This is a genomic window from Paenibacillus tritici, assembly GCF_018207515.1.
Classification (GTDB): Bacteria; Bacillota; Bacilli; order Paenibacillales; family Paenibacillaceae; genus Paenibacillus_AQ; species Paenibacillus_AQ tritici.
Genome location: NZ_CP073365.1, coordinates 1,244,034 through 1,261,990 on the forward strand (window position 1 = coordinate 1,244,034; position 17,957 = coordinate 1,261,990).

General features: G+C 52.1%; 18 protein-coding genes. 17 read left to right on the plus strand and 1 reads right to left on the minus strand.

Annotated features, from left to right (window positions below):
• Positions 1 to 142: 142 nt before the first annotated feature.
• A complete protein-coding gene (locus KDC22_RS05235) occupies positions 143 to 2,098 on the minus strand; it encodes an ABC-F family ATP-binding cassette domain-containing protein (RefSeq protein ID WP_211722286.1) in 1,956 nt (651 codons plus the stop codon).
• A 217-nt stretch (positions 2,099 to 2,315) separates the two neighbouring features.
• Here KDC22_RS05235 and KDC22_RS05240 point away from each other — a divergent pair, with 217 nt between their 5' ends.
• The 17 genes from KDC22_RS05240 (at position 2,316) to KDC22_RS05320 (ending at position 17,957) form a co-directional block, all read left to right on the plus strand.
• Complete coding sequence (locus KDC22_RS05240; protein WP_211722287.1) at positions 2,316 to 2,978, plus strand: 5-formyltetrahydrofolate cyclo-ligase; 663 nt, start codon at positions 2,316 to 2,318, stop codon at positions 2,976 to 2,978.
• Entirely contained in the window at positions 2,969 to 3,445 is a 477-nt protein-coding gene (gene moaC / locus KDC22_RS05245; RefSeq protein ID WP_211722288.1) for a cyclic pyranopterin monophosphate synthase MoaC, read from the plus strand. Before KDC22_RS05240 ends, moaC begins: the two co-directional genes overlap by 10 nt.
• A gap of 94 nt (positions 3,446 to 3,539) precedes the next feature.
• Positions 3,540 to 4,025, plus strand: coding sequence for a MogA/MoaB family molybdenum cofactor biosynthesis protein (locus KDC22_RS05250; protein WP_036693720.1), 486 nt, complete (start codon positions 3,540 to 3,542; stop codon positions 4,023 to 4,025).
• Between the two features lie 123 nt (positions 4,026 to 4,148).
• Positions 4,149 to 4,388 (plus strand): twin-arginine translocase TatA/TatE family subunit, encoded by a 240-nt coding sequence (gene tatA, locus KDC22_RS05255; protein ID WP_281425107.1) that lies wholly within the window; start codon positions 4,149 to 4,151, stop codon positions 4,386 to 4,388.
• A gap of 111 nt (positions 4,389 to 4,499) precedes the next feature.
• Positions 4,500 to 5,264 (plus strand): twin-arginine translocase subunit TatC, encoded by a 765-nt coding sequence (tatC, locus tag KDC22_RS05260; protein WP_173136537.1) that lies wholly within the window; start codon positions 4,500 to 4,502, stop codon positions 5,262 to 5,264.
• Between the two features lie 321 nt (positions 5,265 to 5,585).
• Positions 5,586 to 5,867 carry a co-chaperone GroES gene (gene groES / locus KDC22_RS05265; protein WP_036723192.1) on the plus strand — a complete coding sequence of 94 codons (282 nt, stop codon included), beginning with the start codon at positions 5,586 to 5,588 and terminating at the stop codon, positions 5,865 to 5,867.
• A gap of 88 nt (positions 5,868 to 5,955) precedes the next feature.
• The gene (groL, locus tag KDC22_RS05270; protein ID WP_173136536.1) at positions 5,956 to 7,587 is read left to right on the plus strand and encodes a chaperonin GroEL; all 1,632 of its coding nucleotides are present in this window, start codon (positions 5,956 to 5,958) and stop codon (positions 7,585 to 7,587) included.
• Positions 7,588 to 8,302: 715 nt separating this feature from the next.
• Positions 8,303 to 9,292, plus strand: a complete 990-nt coding sequence (locus KDC22_RS05275) for a LacI family DNA-binding transcriptional regulator (protein ID WP_173136535.1) — start codon at positions 8,303 to 8,305, stop codon at positions 9,290 to 9,292.
• Positions 9,293 to 9,313: 21 nt separating this feature from the next.
• Positions 9,314 to 10,285: an N-acetylglucosamine kinase gene (locus KDC22_RS05280; RefSeq protein WP_211722290.1), complete on the plus strand. Its 972-nt coding sequence runs from the start codon at positions 9,314 to 9,316 to the stop codon at positions 10,283 to 10,285.
• 23 nt (positions 10,286 to 10,308) lie between these two features.
• On the plus strand, positions 10,309 to 11,607 hold the full coding sequence (locus KDC22_RS05285) for a 6-phospho-beta-glucosidase (protein WP_211722291.1): 1,299 nt from the start codon (positions 10,309 to 10,311) through the stop codon (positions 11,605 to 11,607).
• 23 nt (positions 11,608 to 11,630) lie between these two features.
• Positions 11,631 to 12,557: an ABC transporter permease gene (locus tag KDC22_RS05290; RefSeq protein ID WP_211722292.1), complete on the plus strand. Its 927-nt coding sequence runs from the start codon at positions 11,631 to 11,633 to the stop codon at positions 12,555 to 12,557.
• Between the two features lie 27 nt (positions 12,558 to 12,584).
• Positions 12,585 to 13,475, plus strand: coding sequence for a carbohydrate ABC transporter permease (locus KDC22_RS05295; protein ID WP_173136530.1), 891 nt, complete (start codon positions 12,585 to 12,587; stop codon positions 13,473 to 13,475).
• Positions 13,476 to 13,510: 35 nt separating this feature from the next.
• Positions 13,511 to 15,145 carry an extracellular solute-binding protein gene (locus tag KDC22_RS05300; protein WP_211722293.1) on the plus strand — a complete coding sequence of 545 codons (1,635 nt, stop codon included), beginning with the start codon at positions 13,511 to 13,513 and terminating at the stop codon, positions 15,143 to 15,145.
• 45 nt (positions 15,146 to 15,190) lie between these two features.
• On the plus strand, positions 15,191 to 16,924 hold the full coding sequence (locus KDC22_RS05305; RefSeq protein ID WP_211722294.1) for a family 10 glycosylhydrolase: 1,734 nt from the start codon (positions 15,191 to 15,193) through the stop codon (positions 16,922 to 16,924).
• Positions 16,925 to 17,201: 277 nt separating this feature from the next.
• Positions 17,202 to 17,426, plus strand: a complete 225-nt coding sequence (locus KDC22_RS05310) for a hypothetical protein (protein ID WP_173136524.1) — start codon at positions 17,202 to 17,204, stop codon at positions 17,424 to 17,426.
• Positions 17,423 to 17,599 (plus strand): hypothetical protein, encoded by a 177-nt coding sequence (locus tag KDC22_RS05315; RefSeq protein ID WP_155991288.1) that lies wholly within the window; start codon positions 17,423 to 17,425, stop codon positions 17,597 to 17,599. Before KDC22_RS05310 ends, KDC22_RS05315 begins: the two co-directional genes overlap by 4 nt.
• Entirely contained in the window at positions 17,586 to 17,957 is a 372-nt protein-coding gene (locus KDC22_RS05320; protein ID WP_211722295.1) for a hypothetical protein, read from the plus strand. Before KDC22_RS05315 ends, KDC22_RS05320 begins: the two co-directional genes overlap by 14 nt.

A 17,957-nucleotide genomic window follows, 5' to 3' on the forward strand; every position in this document is an offset into this window, starting at 1 on the left:
GAATAGCGATATTACGCATGAAAAAAGCCCCGAAGGGCTATTTTTAACCAATAGTTATGCACGAAAACTGTGGATGGCGCTGTGGATAACTTTATTTGAACAAATTGGAAACCGTTAAAATTTATTTTTAGCTTCCTTTAGCTTATTCTTCAGCCAGTTTCTCCCATTCGCTAAATAAATCTCCCAGCTGCCGTTTTTTGTCTTTAAGATCACTTTCATGCTCCTGAAGCGCCAGATAATCCTGATAGACCTCAGGCTTGGTCATTTCATGCTCGACGACCGAGATGGCTTCCTCCAGCTTGGCGATCTGATCCTCCAATTCGGAGATCCGCCGCTGGCGGTTACGCTCCTCACGTTTGGCCTGCTTGTCCGCTTCATAGGAGAGGGAGGTGCCTTTCTCCGCTGAACTGGCTTCATTATCGGCATTCCGCGAGCTCTTGGCGGCCGCCAGCTCGGCTTGCTCCTCGGCAATCGCTTCGAGCTCGCTTTTTTTCTCAATATAGTCGTCATAATTACCCAAATACTGATCAATTCCGTCCGGATGCAGCTCTAGAACCCGTTCAGCCATTTTATTCAGGAAATAACGGTCATGGGAAATGAACAGCAGTGTGCCTTCGAAATCAATCAGGGCCGATTCCAGCACTTCACGGCTGACGAGATCCAGATGGTTGGTCGGCTCATCCAAAATCAGCATGTTGGCTCCCCGCAGCATCAGCTTGGACAAGGCCACCCGTGCTTTCTCGCCGCCGCTCAGGGCAGCTACCTTCTTCAGCACATCTTCACCGCTGAACAGGAAGTTGCCGAGAATCGTGCGGATCCGGGCCTCCTCCAGCATCGGGTACTCACTCCACAGCTCTTCCAGCACGGTGTTGCGCGGGTTCAGCCTTGTCTGCTCCTGGTCGTAGTAAGCGATCTTCACTTTGGTTCCCCAGTTCACGCTTCCGGCGGAGGGCTCGCGGGTGCCGGTCATACACTGCAGCAGCGTGGACTTCCCGATTCCGTTCGGCCCGATCAGTGCCGCTGTCTCGCCGCGCCGCAGCTCGAAGGAGGCATTGCGGAACAGCGGGGCGGCTTCTTCACTAAAAGCCACAGCCACGCTGCGGACCTGCAGCACTTCCTTGCCGGACATGAAGTCCGGTTCGAAGGAGAAGCTGGCTTTCTTGAGGTCGCCCAGCGGCCTGTCGATGCGCTCCATTTTGTCCAGTGCCTTGCGGCGGCTCTGTGCCCGCTTGGTGGTGGAGGCCCGCACAATGTTGCGCTGCACGAAATCCTCCATCCGTGATATTTCATCCTGCTGTTTCTCGTATTGCTTCATGCGGATCTCATATTCTGCAGCCTTCAGCTCCATATACCGGCTGTAATTGCCCGTGTATCTGCGGGTCTGGTGCCGTTCAATCTCCACGATGGTCGTCACCAGACGGTCCAGAAAATACCGGTCATGGGATACGACCAGAATACCTCCCGGGTACCCGCGCAGATAATCCTCCAGCCAGGTGAGCGTCTCGATGTCCAGGTGGTTGGTCGGCTCATCGAGCATGAGCAGGTCAGGAGCCTGGAGCAAAATGCGGGCCAGTGCCAGACGCGTCTTCTGGCCTCCGCTTAAGGTCGAGATGGGAGTCTCAGGTGCGAACTCCCCGAAGCCCATACCATGAAGAACGCTGCGGATACGCGTATTCATCTCGTAGCCGCCATGATCCTTGAACCAGTCGGAACGTCTGGCGTAGCGCTCCAGCAGATCCTCATAACGCTTCGGATCTTCGGCGAGTGCCGGATCGGCTATATCCGTCTCCAGCTGCCGCAGCTCAGCCTCGGCCTCCAGCAGCGGCGCAAATACGGCCAGCATCTCTTCCTGTATGGTTTTATCCGACTGCAAGCCGCTGTTCTGGGCCAGATAGCCAATCGTAGTCTCTTTGGACTTATGAATTTGCCCGCTGTCGTAAGACATTTCCCCGGCCAGAATCTGCAGAAAAGTCGATTTGCCCGCTCCGTTAACGCCGACGAGACCGACTCGTTCCTTCTCATTCACCATGAGGCTGATGCCGTCCAGCACACTTTGTATTCCGTATGATTTCGTAATTCCTGTCGCTTGAAGAAGCATTCTGTATGAAACCTCCGCCCTTGCAAATTGGCCTTGGCAGCTTGTGCCCCGGCTATATCATAATCTTATTCTCCAGTTTACATGAAAAAGGTTTGCCGTGCGAGGTTCATTCTTCTAACAAGGGTAATGGATCAACCTTGGCGAACCAGTGAGAAGAGTGGTAAACTGAGCTTACAAACTATGATAAGCTAGGAACAAGTTAAGGAGGAGGCTGCCCATGCAGGAGCAGAGCATGCAGCTTACCGAGTGGAAGCGCAGGCTGCGGGCCGGGAATACCGCGCTCCGGGACGCCCTGTCTATAGAGCAGCGGGCGCTGTTATCTGCCCGGGTATGCAGTCATGCCTGGAGCTGGTTCTCGCAGGCAAAAGCGGCTTCCCTGCTCGCTTATGCCCCGTTCCGCTCGGAGCTGGACTGCCGTCCGCTTCTTGCGGAGGCATGGGCGGGCGGGTGTGAGGTGCTGCTTCCCCGTGTGAACCGGGAGAGCGGGGACTTAAGTCTCCACCGCGTCCGCTCCTGGGAAGAGCTTGTCCCGGGCGCTTACGGAATACTGGAGCCTGCAGCCGGGGATATCGCTCTAACCGGACCCGGCACGGCGGCAGGCGGGAGGACCGGCTGGCCGGAGGCCGTTTTCGTGCCGGGTCTGGCCTTTGACCGGAAGGGCGGCCGCCTCGGCTACGGACGGGGGTATTACGACCGCCTGCGCGCGGCAAGTGAAGCCGGGCTTCCCGAAGGGGCTGTCAGGCCGCTATGGATTGGCCTGGCCTATGACCTGCAGCTGGTCCCTGAAGTACCGCTTGAAGAGCATGATGCCCTGATGGATCTGCTGATTACGGAGAACGGCATCTGGGATTGCCGGAAGGAGAGGGTTAGATGGAGTTAACTCATTTCAACGAGCAGGGCAGAGCCCGCATGGTGGATGTCAGCGATAAGGAAGTTACCAAGCGGACAGCTGCTGCCCGCAGCCTGGTGCGTATGGCCGCGGAGACGCTGAGCGCGATTAAGGCGGGCACGATCCGCAAAGGCGATGTGTTAGCTGTAGCACAGGTTGCCGGCATTATGGCTGCGAAGCAGACCTCAAGCTGGATTCCGATGTGCCACCCGCTGCCGCTTACGGGAGTGGATATCCGCTTCTCGGATAACAGCAAAGATGAACTATATATAGAAGCAACCGTCAGCACAACGGGTAAGACCGGGGTGGAGATGGAGGCGCTGACTGCCGTTTCTGCAGCGGCGCTGACCGTATATGATATGTGCAAGGCGCTGCAGAAGGACATGATTATCGGGCCAACACTGCTGGTGTCCAAGAGCGGCGGCAAGAATGGGGATTACGCGCTGGAAGCAGAATAGAGAGCAGCATGGAATTATTTGTACAGCAGAAGGCGCAGCGGCAGCTTCTTCAGCAGCCGGACATACATAGTACATAGAGAGGGAGGGACAACCTATGGCGTGGAAAACAGCAATCCTGACGGCCAGTGATAAAGGGGCCAGAGGCGAACGGGAAGACACGAGCGCCCAGGTCATTCGGGAGCTGGTGGAAGAGGAGCTTGGCGGTGAGATCATTGAATACCGGATCGTGCCCGATGAGCAGGATGAGATTATTGCTGCACTGATTGAGCTTACAGATTATTTCCAGGCAGATCTGGTGTTGACCACCGGCGGAACCGATCTGGCTATCCGCGATGTTACGCCGGAGGCAACGAGGCGTGTCATTGAGCGCGAAGTACCCGGACTCTCCGAGGCGATGCGCAGTACGGTTATGCAGAAGAACCGCGCAGCCATGCTGTTCCGGGGGATCTGCGGGATTCGCGGAAGAACATTGATTGTCAATCTGCCCGGTACCCCGAAGGGGGTCCATGAGAACCTGGCGGCGATTATGGATCAGCTGCCGGAAGCCTTGTTGATGGTTACGGGCCAATACCGCCAGTAATTCCATCTCCTTTTGTATAAAACGTTCATGATAGAAGATGGATGTGTGATATAAGTTATGGTATTATTATTTTATTGTTAACGATATCATGAACGGACAGAAGGATGGGAGGAAACCGGAATGATAAGTGGTATTGGCGCACCCGGAATTATTTTGCTCGTGATCTTGGCGTTGCTGCTCTTCGGCCCCAATAAGCTTCCTGAGCTTGGGCGGGCAGTCGGGCGTACCTTCCGTGAATTCAAGGACGGCGCGCGGGAGATTGTGAATGAGCCGGAACCGGCCAAACGGAGCGAATCACCTGCTCCTGCGGCTCCGCAGACTGTAGCAGCAGAACTTCCGCAGGACCGCCGTCTGCCGGAATAATCTTCAGGTTACCCATGCAGGGGCGTCTTTCCCAGGTCTGCTTCAGACTGGGGCGGCGCCCCTTTTTTCTCTAATGTATATAGCCATATTCATATTCGGGTGGTGTCAGTCATGTCTCTGGAAGCGGAAGAAATGTCCCTGGTCGATCATCTGACGGAGCTGCGCAGACGGCTTATCTACGTGCTGATCGTGTTCGTGGCCGGACTTGTGCTGGGCTTGTTCGTTGCCAAACCAATCTATCTGTACCTTATCGACGCTGACGCGGCGCAGGGCTTCGTGCTTCATGCCTTCTCCTTCTGGGACGGGATCGGCATGTACGTGAAGATTGCGATGGCGGTATCGCTGGTCTTCTCTGTGCCGTTTATTGTTTTTCAGCTATGGGCGTTCATCAGCCCCGGCCTGCGTCCCGTGGAGCGGAGCGCTGCACTGCGTTATGTGCCGTATGTGTTCGTTTTGTTTATTCTTGGTATTGCTTTTGCCTATTACATAGTGTTCCCTATGGCCTTATCCTTCACCATTTCGATTACGCGCAGCATGGGACTTGAGGAGACCTACGGCATCGCGGAATACTTCAGCTTCCTGTTCGGTCTCGTGATTCCGCTGGCCCTGCTCTTCGAGCTGCCGCTGATTGTCATGTTTCTGACCAAGCTCAGGGTGCTGAACCCGCTGCGTCTGCGCCGGATGCGCCGGTATGCGTACTTTGCGCTTGTGTTTATCGCTGTGGTGATTACGCCGCCTGACTTCATCTCGGACTTCCTCGTGACGATTCCGCTGCTGGCGCTGTATGAATTCAGCGTGTTTCTGTCTGCGTTCGTCTACCGCAGGCAACTGGCTGAAGATGCGGAGCGGGAAGCACGTTATGTTAAGGCGGAATAGGGGAGGGGCATATTTTGCCCTTTGGGGGATAGAATGTAGTAGAGTGTGTGTCGGACAAGCGCTGAAACCATAATTTTACCAAAAACAAATACGATTTTACGTAAAAGGACTTGAAATTCGTCTTCAAGTTGAGTATCATAAAAATTGTTGTTAGCACTACAGAGGGTTGAGTGCTAACGCTGCGAAAAAAAACGGGAATAGCCGGAGCAACATCCTTTTTCAAGGTGCTGATCAGCTATATTGCCGCCTAACGGCAGATCCCCGCAGTTCAAACTATGTTTTCAAGGCAAATAACATAATTTCAAAGGAGGCTATTTTTTCATGATTAAACCACTAGGTGAACGCGTATTGGTAGAACCAAGCGAGCAACAGGAAACCACTTCTTTCGGGATCGTGCTTCCGGACTCTTCCAAAGAGAAACCGCAAGAAGGTACGATTATCGCTGTAGGCAGCGGAGCTTTGAAAGACGGAGTCCGTGTAGCGCTGGAAGTTAAAGAAGGCGACCGTGTGCTTTTCTCTAAATATGCCGGAACTGAAATCAAATACGAAGGCAAAGAGTATCTGATTATGAAAGAAAGCGACATTCACGCTATTCTTGACTAGTCCGGGATGCTTCTCATAAGTTAGATTCAGAGTACTTATATTCAAGGCAAGTGAATGCTCACAATACTATTAGGAGGTTAACTATACAATGGCAAAAGAAATTAAGTTCAGTGAAGATGCTCGCCGTGCAATGCTGCGCGGGGTTGATGCTTTGGCAAATGCAGTAAAGGTTACACTGGGTCCAAAAGGCCGTAACGTGGTGCTTGAGAAGAAATTCGGCAGCCCGCTGATCACTAATGACGGTGTGACGATCGCCAAAGAAATCGAACTCGAAGATGCCTTCGAGAACATGGGCGCACAGCTCGTTAAAGAAGTAGCTACCAAAACCAACGATGTTGCCGGTGACGGTACTACGACTGCAACTGTTCTGGCTCAGGCGATGATCCGTGAAGGTCTGAAGAACGTAACTGCAGGCGCTAACCCGATGGTTATGCGTAAAGGTATCGACAAAGCGGTTAAAGCTGCTGTAATTGAGCTGCAGAATATTGCTAAGCCGATTGTAGATTCCCAAGCGATCGCTCAAGTAGCCGCTATCTCCGCTGCCGATGAAGAAGTGGGCCAACTGATTGCTGAAGCTATGGAAAAAGTGGGCAAGGACGGCGTAATCACCGTTGAAGAATCCCGCGGATTCCTGACTGAGCTTGAAGTGGTAGAAGGTATGCAGTTCGACCGCGGTTACATCTCCCCGTACATGATTACGGATACGGACAAGATGGAAGCTGTTCTGGAGAACCCGTACATCCTGATCACGGACAAGAAAATCAGCAGCACACAGGAAATCCTTCCACTCTTGGAGAAGATCGTTCAGCAGGCGCGTCCGCTGGTGATCATCGCTGAAGACATCGAAGGCGAAGCTCAGGCGATGCTGATCGTGAACAAGCTGCGTGGAACCTTCAATGCTGTAGCGGTTAAAGCTCCTGGATTCGGCGACCGCCGCGAAGCTATGCTGCAGGATATCGCTGCTCTGACAGGCGGCCAAGTGATCACTGAGAAGCTGGGCCTTGATCTCAAGAGCACTTCCATCGAGCAACTGGGTAACGCCCGTCAAGTGCGCGTAACCAAAGAAAACACTACCATCGTAGACGGAAGCGGCGACAAAGCGGATATCAATGCACGTGTAAGCCAAATCCGTTCCCAGCTGGAAGAAACTACTTCCGAGTTCGACAAAGAAAAACTGCAGGAGCGTCTGGCTAAATTGGCTGGCGGCGTAGCCGTTGTCAAAGTCGGTGCTGCTACTGAAACTGAACTGAAAGAGCGCAAGCTCCGCATCGAAGATGCCCTGAACGCAACCCGCGCTGCGGTTGAAGAAGGTATCGTATCCGGTGGGGGTACTGCTCTTGTGAATGTATATGCTGCTGTAGCTGCTGTTGTAGCTGAAGGCGACGAAAGAACCGGCGTCAATCTGGTGCTGCGCGCATTGGAAGAGCCAGTTCGCACCATCGCTGCTAACGCAGGCCAGGAAGGTTCCGTAATCGTGGACCGTCTGAAAAAAGAAGCTATCGGCATCGGCTACAACGCTGCTACCGATGAGTGGGTAAACATGTTCGAAGCAGGGATCGTTGACCCTGCCAAGGTAACCCGTTATGCGCTGCAGAACGCAGCTTCCGTAGCGGCTATGTTCCTGACTACCGAAGCGGTTATCGCTGACAAGCCAGAGCCTGAAAAAGGCGGCGGCATGCCGGATATGGGCGGTATGGGTGGAATGGGCGGCATGATGTAAATTAACAAAGAACCCTTGTAGTCACAAGGGTTTGGCGTTAGGGGAAGGGTATTTCCCCACATTTCCCCCACAAGGGGTAACACAATTAGAAGCTTCTCATGAGTTCATTGAACTTGTGAGAGGCTTCTTTTTGTATGGCCGGTGAATTTCTTCCCGGTGTCAACGTTCATATTATGTCGGGACACTGTGGGAGGAAATAGGTGGATTTACTCCACTTGCTGAGGAACAAATAGACTCTGCTCAAACAGCAGTTGGATAAAGAGCACTTAAATATTCGCATTTCAGCCCAAGTAGCAGAAACCCCGAACATTAAATGTTGTTTTTCCACTTGCTTGCCCCAAATCCGCCCAAATCCACAAATTAAGATACGTTTATCCACTTGCTTGTTGGAGCCGTTGGTATCGCCCGCAATTCACTCCCTTTTTGTTCAGATCATTCAGCAGTGTCCGAAGTAGAGCAGACGGTCAGGGAGTTGGAGATAGGTATATTAACAGGTTTTGGATTGACGGATATTTAGAACGGTGGTAATATTAACCCAAAGTAAAAACCTTTAAACTTTTGTAAAGATTAATAAGGTTTGTATGGAGAGAAAGCTGACATTTAATGTTCTATTATCAGTGGGGACAAGGATATATCATGATATGTAAGGAATTTTTTATTTTCACTAAAAGTTTAATCGTTTAAACTTTGGAGTGAAGGAGGCGGGTAATCTTAGATGAATATTCATGATGTAGCCAAAAAGTCGGGGCTCTCGGTAGTGACTGTATCCAGAGTGCTTAACCACTCACCGTCTGTGCGTGAGTCCAATAGACAGAAGGTGCTTAAAGCGATGGAGGAGCTGAATTATCAGCCCAATTCCGCAGCGCGCAGTCTGGTACGCGGCAAGACGGGAGTCATCGGGATGTCGATTAACAACTTTAACGATTCTTTCTATGACCGCGTAATTCGTGTGGTCAACCGCAAGCTGACGGAGCAAGGGTATTTCTTGGCGTTATCCATTGCCGAGAATGAGGATGAAGGGGATAACTTCCTGTTTCAGAAGGACCGTGTGGACGGGATTATCCTGTTGTCCCCGCTGGAAGAGGAAGCATCTGTAGAGGAACTGAAAAGAAAAAACATTCCGTTTGTACTGCTGGATAACCAGTTCCAGCATGAGGATGTTCCCAGTGTCGTGGTCGATAATTACCAGGGCGGTTATGAGGCAACCAAGCATTTGATTAATCTTGGACACACGCAGATTGCCTTTATCGGCGGCCCTTCGGTATTCCTGAGCGTTGCGGAACGTAAGCGGGGGTACAGCCAGGCACTGGAGGAAGCAGGGCTAACGTCGTTCGGCACAGATTCCTGCGGGTTCACGGTAAGCGGGGGGTATGAGGTCGCCAAACGCTGGGTCCGTGAAGATAAGCTGCCGACAGCCTTTTTTTGCGGAGATGACTTCATTGCTCTTGGAGTAGTCCAGGCGCTGCGCGACGAGGGAATTCGGGTCCCCCATGATCTCTCGGTTGTCGGATTCGATGATCAGCAGTTCGCAGGCGAATTCTACCCGCGGCTCACGACGGTCAGGCAGCCTGAGGCACAAATGGGCAGCATCGGGGTTGATCTGCTGATGCAATTAATCCATGGGGAGGTGATGCCGCCCGCTGTAACGAAGCTCGCTCCTCAGCTTCTCGTGCGCGAATCGTCAGCAAATGTAAGATTAACCTGAATATTAGGAGTGAAATGATCTGTGAAGTATTACTTGGGAGTGGATGCTGGGGGCAGCAAAACCTATGCCATGATTGCAAGTGAACAAGGTCAGGTTATCGCTGTAGGCCGGGGAGGAAACGGAAATCACCAAAAGAATTGCGAGCAGGCAGAAGAGAGCTTACAGCAGGCGGTATCGGAAGCGGTCATGGCGTCAGGGTTGACGAAGGACCAGCTGGAGTATTCCTGGTTTGGAATGGCAGGAGCCGACAGAGAGGCTGACTTCAGGATTCTGCGGCCGATCATCAGCCGCCTCAGCCTTCCCCGGACGGAGATTTCCTGTGATACCTGGAATGCACTGCGCTCCGGCACCGGGGAGAATTATGGAGTTGTACTGATTTGCGGTTCAGGTGTGAATTGTGCCGGCAAGAATCCGATGGGTGTTATGCATCAATGCGGGGGGTTCGGTTACCGGTTTGGTGATTTTGGCGGCGGCTATGATCTAAGTATTGAGGTATTCCGCAGCGTGATGCGGGCGCATGATGGAAGGGCGGGCAAGACGGTGCTGGCAGAGCGCTTGACCCGGCGGCTGGGCTATTCCAGCGTTACGGAGCTGCGGGAGGAGTATCTGGATCATTACCGGGAATTACCGGCTGATATTGCCGAGCTGCTGTTTCAGGCGGCAGAGGACGGGGACGAGGTTGCCACTGAATTACTGATCAGACAAGGCGAGGAATTGGGGCTGGCTGCGGCGGCGACAATCCGCCAACTGGCGATGGAGAAGGATACGTTTGACGTTGTACTGGCTGGCAGCCTGCTGACCAAGGGAGACCGTTCGGGAATCATCAAGCGCGCCATTGAGCAGAGAGTGAAACAGTCGGCTCCGAATGGCACCTTAAAGATATTAAACCGTGAGCCGGTGGTTGGTTCGGTCGTTCTGGCGATGGAAAGCAGCGGGATGCACGTTAATCACGAGGTTCTTGACCGCCTGTCTCTGGAGCAGGTAATCAAATGAAAATGGTGAAGGAAGGTTCTATCATGGAGGAAACATTGAAGCTGGTTGTAATCGGAGCCGGGTCATCGTATACACCTGAGCTTATCGAGGGGATTATCAAGCACCACCAAGAGCTGCCCATCGGCGAAGTATGGCTCGTGGATATTGAGGAGGGGCGGGAGAAGCTGCATACGATTACGGAACTAAGCAAGCGTATGATTGCGGAGTCCGGCCTGCCGATCACATTAACGGAAACGCTTAACCGCAGGGAAGCCATCGCCGGAGCGCACTTTGTCTGCACACAGATCCGGGTAGGTATGCTGGAAGCGCGGAAATGGGACGAATTGATTCCGCTGAAGTACAATGTGATCGGTCAGGAGACGACAGGCTCCGGTGGGATGATGAAAGGCCTGCGGACGATCCCGGTCATTCTGGATATCTGCAGGGATATGGAGGAGCTGGCCCCAGAGGCCTGGCTGCTGAATTTCACCAATCCGGCGGGCATGGTGACCGAGGCGGTACACAAATATTCTTCGGTAAAGAGCGTAGGGCTGTGCAACTCTCCCATCGGTTTTCAAAAGTGGCTCTCCGAGTTCTTCGGACTCCCTACGGAGAAGATTTACGCCGAGTTCGTGGGCATCAATCATCTGCACTGGGTATCTGATGTGGTGATTGACGGAAAGAGCAAGCTGCAGGAGCTGATTGACTATCCTCAGAATTACAAGGCCAGCAATGTACCGTTTGATTCCTGGGACCACCGGTTCCTGAATGGGTTAAAAGCGATCCCTTCCTATTATCTAAGCTATTACTATATGACAGACGACATGCTTGCGGAACAGAAGGAAGCGGCAGCATCAACCGGCTCGCGGGCTGAGGTGGTGAAGCAGGTGGAGGAAGAGCTGTTCGAGCTGTACCGGAACGTAGAGCTGAAGGAGAAGCCGAAGCAGCTGGAGCAGCGCGGCGGAGCCTATTATTCGGAGGCGGCGGTACTGCTGATGCGGTCTATCTATAATGATTCGCGCGACATCCAGACGCTGAACGTACGAAATAACGGAATCATTGATTTCCTGCCGGATGATGCTTCCATCGAGGTGAACTGTCTGGTGACCAAGCAAGGTCCGCTGCCGGTCCCGCTGCGCCGCATTCCACCATCCGTCAGAGGTCTGCTGGCGGCGGTTAAGCAATATGAGAGTCTGACCATCGAAGCAGCCGTTCGCGGAGACCGGGATATTGCCCTGCAAGCCCTGGTGCATCATCCGCTAATCCCTTCAGTCACCGTAGCTGAACAGCTGCTGGATGAGATGCTGGAGCACAACAAACCGTTTTTGCCATTATTTCATTAGACTTAACGCCGGGGGGAAGACGGATGAAGATGGCTGAGAAATCAAGGGTAAGGCATAAGTTTAGGGATCAGTTAGATTTACAGTCCATGGTTTGGCCGGGCATTATCTTTGTTCTTATATTCAGCTACATTCCAATGTATGGCGTGGTTATGGCCTTCCAGCAGTATGATATCTTTGGCGGCATGATGAAGAGTCCGTGGGTCGGATTTATGAATTTCAAAATGTTCTTTGAAGCGCCGGAGTTCTGGAATGTGATGAGAAATACAATTGTGATTAGCTTGCTGAAGCTGCTGATTACGTTCCCGGCCCCCATTCTGTTTGCGCTCATGCTGAATGAAATCGGGAATATGGCGTTCAAACGGTTCATCCAGACCGTCAGCTATCTGCCGTATTTCCTGTCCTGGGTCATTGTATCCGGGTTCGTATTCTCGCTGTTATCTGTGGATAACGGAACGCTGAATTATTTGCTGGAACGGCTGGACCTGATTGTAGAACCGGTTAACTTTCTGGCGATTCCGAAATACTTCTGGTCCATTCTGGTGAGTGTCAATGTGTGGAAGGAGATCGGATTCGGGAGCATTGTCTATCTGGCCGCGATAGCGGGTGTTGATCCGGCCTTGTATGAGGCAGCCTCTATAGACGGTGCAAGCCGCTTTAAGCAAATCTACCTGATTACCCTCCCCAGTATTGCTTCTATTATTATCATCTTTATGATTCTTGCCATCGGTAATCTGCTCAGTGCAGGATTTGAGGACATTTTGCTGCTGGCGACCAATCCGGTCTTGCGGCCATACTCCGATGTCATTGACACCTACGTATACCGTGTCGGGATATTGAATGCCAGATTCTCTTATGCGACAGCGGTAGGACTGTTCAAAGCGGTGATCAGTGTAATTCTGCTGGTGACAGCCAACAAAATCGCCCGCCGGGCAGATGTTAGTCTCTGGTAGACCTACAATCTATAGGAGGAGTGAACAATGAGACTAAGCCTGGGCGACAAAATCATGCAGCGGACGATCTATATCCTCTTGACACTGATGGCTGTTATTATGCTCTATCCGTTTTGGAATGCGCTTGTGATCTCCTTTAATCAGGGGAGCGATACGGCGCTGGGCGGCGTAACCCTGTGGCCGAGAGTGTACACCTTCGAGAATTATTATATTGTGTTTCAGGATCACCGCCTGCTGAACTCTTTCCTGATCACCGTCCTTAGAACCTTGAGCGGCACGGCCTTGTCGGTCTTCTTCACGGCCCTGTTAGCCTACGGCATGTCCAAAAAGACATTGCTGTACCGTAAGCAGTATATGGTATTCTTCATGGTTACGATGTTCTTCAGCGGCGGGCTGATCCCCACTTATCTGCTCATCCGCTCTCTGCATATGCTGGATACCTTCTGGGTACTGATTATCCCGGGAATCATCAGCGTCTACAATATGATTGTGATCCGCACCTTCTTCGCTGCGCTGCCTGACGGGCTGGAGGAATCGGCCAAGATCGACGGCTGCGGCAACTATGGAATTTTCTTCAAAATTGTCATTCCCGTCTCCGGCCCGGTCCTCGCTACGATTGCATTATTTACAGCGGTGGGGTACTGGAACGACTGGTTCACGGGAGCCATCTATATTACGAAGGACAATCTGCTTCCTATACAGACTCTGCTGCGGCAGATCATGAACTCCAACATTATGACTGAGATCGGCTCATCGAATGCCATTGCACTGGATCATATGAACCGGAATCGCACGGTCACCACGAAGTCATTGACTATGGCTACGATGATGATCGCCACTATCCCGATTATTTTGACGTACCCCTTTCTCCAGAAGTATTTTGTTAAGGGCGTACTGATCGGTTCATTGAAAGAATAGCAGTCTTTCATATCGTGTAGAAAGAAGGGGACAACATGCGCATTCAGTTGAAATGGGTATCGCTTCTGCTTACCGGCCTGCTGCTGCTCACTGCCTGCAGCAGTGGCGGGGAATCCGGCACTTCGCAGAACACAAGTGAGGGAGAGGCCGGGGCAGCCACAGATGACGGCGGCATTAAGCCTACTACCTTCAGCTTCTATGGGAACTACGACTGGCTTACAACAGCCTCTTGGGGGGAGAATGAGGCGACGAGATGGATTCAGGAGAACCGCAAGGTTACCGTTGAGCCGGTGCAATCCGGGGGGGCGGCCGCAGAAAAGCTTAACACGATGATTGTCAGCGGCGCGCTGCCGGATGTGATCTTCACGGACCGGGGAGCCACAGTGGAACGGCTGGTACAGGCAGGAAGGCTCGTGGCGCTCGATGAGTATTATGAGAAATATCCGAATTTCAAGAAATATGTAAAGGAATCCACGCTGAACCTGCTTCGCTCTGAGGACGGCAAAATCTATCAAATCCCCAACTGGTACACCTCCGGGCAGTTTGGTAACGGGGGCTATATGGTCAATAAGGATATCTATAACGCACTCGGCAGACCGAAGCTTGAGACCTTCGAGGATCTGTATCAATATTTGCTCCTGGTGCGAGATAAGTACCCGGATGTAGTGCCTCTGGAGGTCGGTGAGAAGGGGGGCGGCCTTGACATTATGTACGGTGGTTTCAAGGAGAATGCCACCAGCAAATTCATCTCCCTTATGGGTTATCCGGAAGGCGACAGGCTGATCCCGATCTATGACGATCCTGCTTTTGAGGACATGATGCTCTATATCAACAAGCTGTTCCGCGAACGCCTGATTACCCAGGATGCACTGCAGCAGGTCCAGGATGCGGTGAAGGAGAAGGTGAATACCGGCCGGGTGGCGGTCATGGTCGAATCCAACATCACTACGTACGGCGCCGAGGGGCACCGGGCACTGACTGCGGGCAACCCGGACAGCGGATATGAGATTATTTGGCCGGTGCATAAGGCGGGAATAGACAAGAATAAGGTGTTTGTCAGCGGCTTCGAGACACTGGGCTGGAACGTCAATGTCATTACCACCTCCGCCAAGAACCCGGAGGCCATCTTCGCCTACTATGACTGGATCACGGGTCCGGAGGGACAGAAGGTCCTGTTCTTCGGTCCGAAGGGTCTGTATTGGGATGAAGAGGATGCAGACGGCGCCCCGGTTCCGAACGAGAAATACAAGACAACACCTGCTAATGAGCGTACGGAAACTATGCGGAAGTTCGAAGATTTCAACTGGGCGGGCAACACGACGCTTATTGATACGGCAAAAATGAGCCTGGAGGCTTCGCTTGCCGCCAACCAGAAATCATGGGAGACGGTAGCGCAGTCCACGGTGACCTGGAAAACCGCTCTGGACATTACGGAATTCGTGAATACCGATCCGGTTCCCGATACGGAGATGGGGATCATAGCCCAGAATGTTCAGAATATTCATACCCTGGCTTTTGCCCAGATGGTTCAGGCGAAGTCGGATGAAGAGGTACTATCCGCGCTGGAAACGGCAAGAAAGAACGCCAAAAAAGCCGGGCTGGATAAGCTGCTCGAGTTCAAAACGCAAAGATGGCAGGGGAATGTCCAGAAGATTAACGCGAAGAAATAATTCTTGTTGTGACCCGAATAAGACTATTATTATGGAGGCGTGTCTATGACAATTACCCTGAGAGCAAGGTTCACTGCGGTGTTAAGCTTGGCGTTGGTTTTCTCTGGAATAGGTGCTTCGGTTCCGGCTATGGCCGAGGAGGAGAGCAATCCGCCTTTTGAGACGGAAGTCATTGTACGAACCGTTAACCAGTTCAAAAATGTGGCGGATGTCGAGGACTTTATTGAGCTGGCCGACCAGCAAGGAGTGGATGTCATCAGCTTGAACGTGAAGCAGGATGAAGATGATGAGGTCCCGTCCGGGCGGGTATTCTATCAGAGTGATATCGCTCCGATTGCCCAAGGCTACGAGAACTTCGATGCCCTTCAGGAGGTAATTACAGCCGCACACGCCGCAGGAATTAAGGTTCATGCGTGGATTCCGCAGTTCCATGACCAGGAGGCCTTCCTGGCGCACGATGAATGGCAGATGCAGTCGCTGGTGAACGGGGTTCAGACTCCGTTTACTGGCGCGAACGGCAACGAATACTTCGTCAATCCGCTGCATCATGAGGTGCAGCAGTATGAGCGCTCCATCATTCAGGAGGTCATTGAGAATTATGCGGTGGACGGTGTGGTGTTAGACTGGATCCGCTTCGATAATTACAACATGGATGTCAGCAATTATACGGTAGCCAAATATCAGGCAGCGTTCGGATATTCTCCGCTCACTATTAATTTCGATGTGGATTCTGCGAAGCGGCGGCAGTGGAATGAATGGAGAACCGAACAAATCGGCCAGTATGTAGGTGATATCCGGCAGGACATTACCGGGTCCTCGAAACCGGATGTGGAGCTTGGCGTGTATATTTTGCCGCCGGAATTCACTGAGGTGGGGCAGAATGTCGCCAAATTCAAGGATGATATCGACTTCGTCGCCCCGATGGCGTATTTTGATGACTGGGAATTCAACAGCGACTGGGTGTACAGCACTTCCTACGGTATCCTGAAGGATACGAGCGACCGGATCAGCGGCAGCCCAGTAGACATTGTGCCGACGCTGGATAATGATTGGACGAATGATCAATATCAGGAGATCTACCAGGGAATCCGCCAGAATTATCCTGGCGTGAAGCGCCTGTCGTTCTTTTCTTATGGGGCCTGGCCTGAATCCGAGTTAATCAAAATCAATGAACGTACAACCTGGCCGACCCCTGACTGGACAGCGCCGGGGGAACATGACTATCCGGCCCAGTTACCGGCAGGCTGGAAGGCCAGAAATATCGGCTCCAAGCCGGGGAGTGCCACCTATAATACTTCCAAGAAGCAATTTACGCTCAGCAGCAGCACTACGGATATTTGGGGAAATGGAGACCAGCTGAATTATATCTATCAATCCTTGAGCGGCAATGCGGAGATTATAGTTAAGGTGCAGTCCACAAGCGGACTGGACGGCTGGGCCAAGGCCGGGGTTATGATTCGTGAGTCGCTGAGTTCGAATTCGAAGCACGCGGATATGATGCTTACCCCGGAGAATGGGGCAACCTTCCAGTACCGGACAGCGACTGCGGGCACTATGACCGATCAGACTGCGGCGGCTTCGGTTCCGAAGTGGCTAAAGCTGAAGAGAACCGGAAATACCTTCAAAGGCTCTATCTCATCTAATGGAAGCAGCTGGCAGACGGTCGGAACCGTGCAGATTCCAATGAACAGCCAGGTGTATATTGGAATAGCTCTCAGTAATCCGGGGGATGCAGCCGGGAGTAAGGCCGTGTTCGGCAATGTGAAGATCACCAATTAAGCTCAATGAACCAGTTAGCAAGCACGCCCTGTAGGGGGGCGTGCTTTTTCTTGTTCTCGCCGGAACCGTTCCGCTCCTATCCCGGCTGCACTACAATATACCGCTCTACCCAATCCAAATAGCAAGTCCTGGAGTAGACTAGCTTGAGGGTGGTTTTGTTAGACTCGCGGCAATGGATTGCGCCAAAAATGTGGACAGGGGTTAAGATGCAATCCGTTCCGATTCCATTAGGAAATGGGGGATACAGATGGATTTCAGTGCGTTGACTGGCCTTTTCGTGGATAACAATGGTTCAGTCGTACTGAATGTTCTGTTATCTACTGCCTTGATCTGGAGTGTTAAGCAAATTGCGAACAAAGAGAAAGTGATCCAGAACTATCAGAAGCGGGATGAGGACAATGAGAAGCAACTGAGCGAATATAACCGCACATTAGTGAAGCTGCTGATTGAGAGAGGTACCGCTCAGACAAAACCTAATGATGAGGAGGTCGTCAACAAGTGAAGCTCCTCGATATATTCCGAAAACACGAGCTCAAGCCCAGCCGGGTCAAACGCGAAATTGAGACTTTGGGCCAAATTCAAGAGGCGTATGAATCCAATGATCTAGAGCGGCTTATTGATCTGCACCGCACCGGTTTAGGTAGAAGGGGAGATGATCTGCATGGACATTATTGATTTGATCCTGATCACACTGGAGACGATAGCCTTGATTGCTTTTACCGCGTATGTTATCCGCTACAGCAGGTATTTCATGGGACGGGGTCCTATGCGCACGTATAATTTGTATCTCCGCAGTGTATGGGTAACTTACGGTGCGGTAGCGCTGCTATGTCTTAATCTGTTGTGGGGAAGGTTAAATATCATTCTCGGATATAGTACAGAAGGCGCTCTATCCAATATCATGCGGGAGTATGTACTGGTTCTGACCCTCGTGATGCTGGTATTCGCTGGCTGGATGCACAAGGAGCTATGGGACACCAACCGGAAGAACAAGACCCGTCCGAAGCGTACCAAACAGCGGGAACTTGAATAG

Bases quoted from the DNA above. Each gene is read 5' to 3' on its own strand.
- KDC22_RS05320 (WP_211722295.1), top strand. From the start codon at position 17,586: ATGGACATTATTGATTTGATCCTGATCACACTGGAGACGATAGCCTTG.
- KDC22_RS05305 (WP_211722294.1), top strand. From the start codon at position 15,191: ATGACAATTACCCTGAGAGCAAGGTTCACTGCGGTGTTAAGCTTGGCG.
- KDC22_RS05275 (WP_173136535.1), top strand. From the start codon at position 8,303: ATGAATATTCATGATGTAGCCAAAAAGTCGGGGCTCTCGGTAGTGACT.
- KDC22_RS05240 (WP_211722287.1), top strand. From the start codon at position 2,316: ATGCAGGAGCAGAGCATGCAGCTTACCGAGTGGAAGCGCAGGCTGCGG.
- KDC22_RS05290 (WP_211722292.1), top strand. From the start codon at position 11,631: ATGAAGATGGCTGAGAAATCAAGGGTAAGGCATAAGTTTAGGGATCAG.
- KDC22_RS05300 (WP_211722293.1), top strand. From the start codon at position 13,511: ATGCGCATTCAGTTGAAATGGGTATCGCTTCTGCTTACCGGCCTGCTG.
- groL (WP_173136536.1), top strand. From the start codon at position 5,956: ATGGCAAAAGAAATTAAGTTCAGTGAAGATGCTCGCCGTGCAATGCTG.
- KDC22_RS05295 (WP_173136530.1), top strand. From the start codon at position 12,585: ATGAGACTAAGCCTGGGCGACAAAATCATGCAGCGGACGATCTATATC.
- KDC22_RS05250 (WP_036693720.1), top strand. From the start codon at position 3,540: ATGGCGTGGAAAACAGCAATCCTGACGGCCAGTGATAAAGGGGCCAGA.
- tatC (WP_173136537.1), top strand. From the start codon at position 4,500: ATGTCTCTGGAAGCGGAAGAAATGTCCCTGGTCGATCATCTGACGGAG.
- KDC22_RS05285 (WP_211722291.1), top strand. From the start codon at position 10,309: ATGGAGGAAACATTGAAGCTGGTTGTAATCGGAGCCGGGTCATCGTAT.
- KDC22_RS05235 (WP_211722286.1), bottom strand. From the start codon at position 2,098: ATGCTTCTTCAAGCGACAGGAATTACGAAATCATACGGAATACAAAGT.
- moaC (WP_211722288.1), top strand. From the start codon at position 2,969: ATGGAGTTAACTCATTTCAACGAGCAGGGCAGAGCCCGCATGGTGGAT.
- groES (WP_036723192.1), top strand. From the start codon at position 5,586: ATGATTAAACCACTAGGTGAACGCGTATTGGTAGAACCAAGCGAGCAA.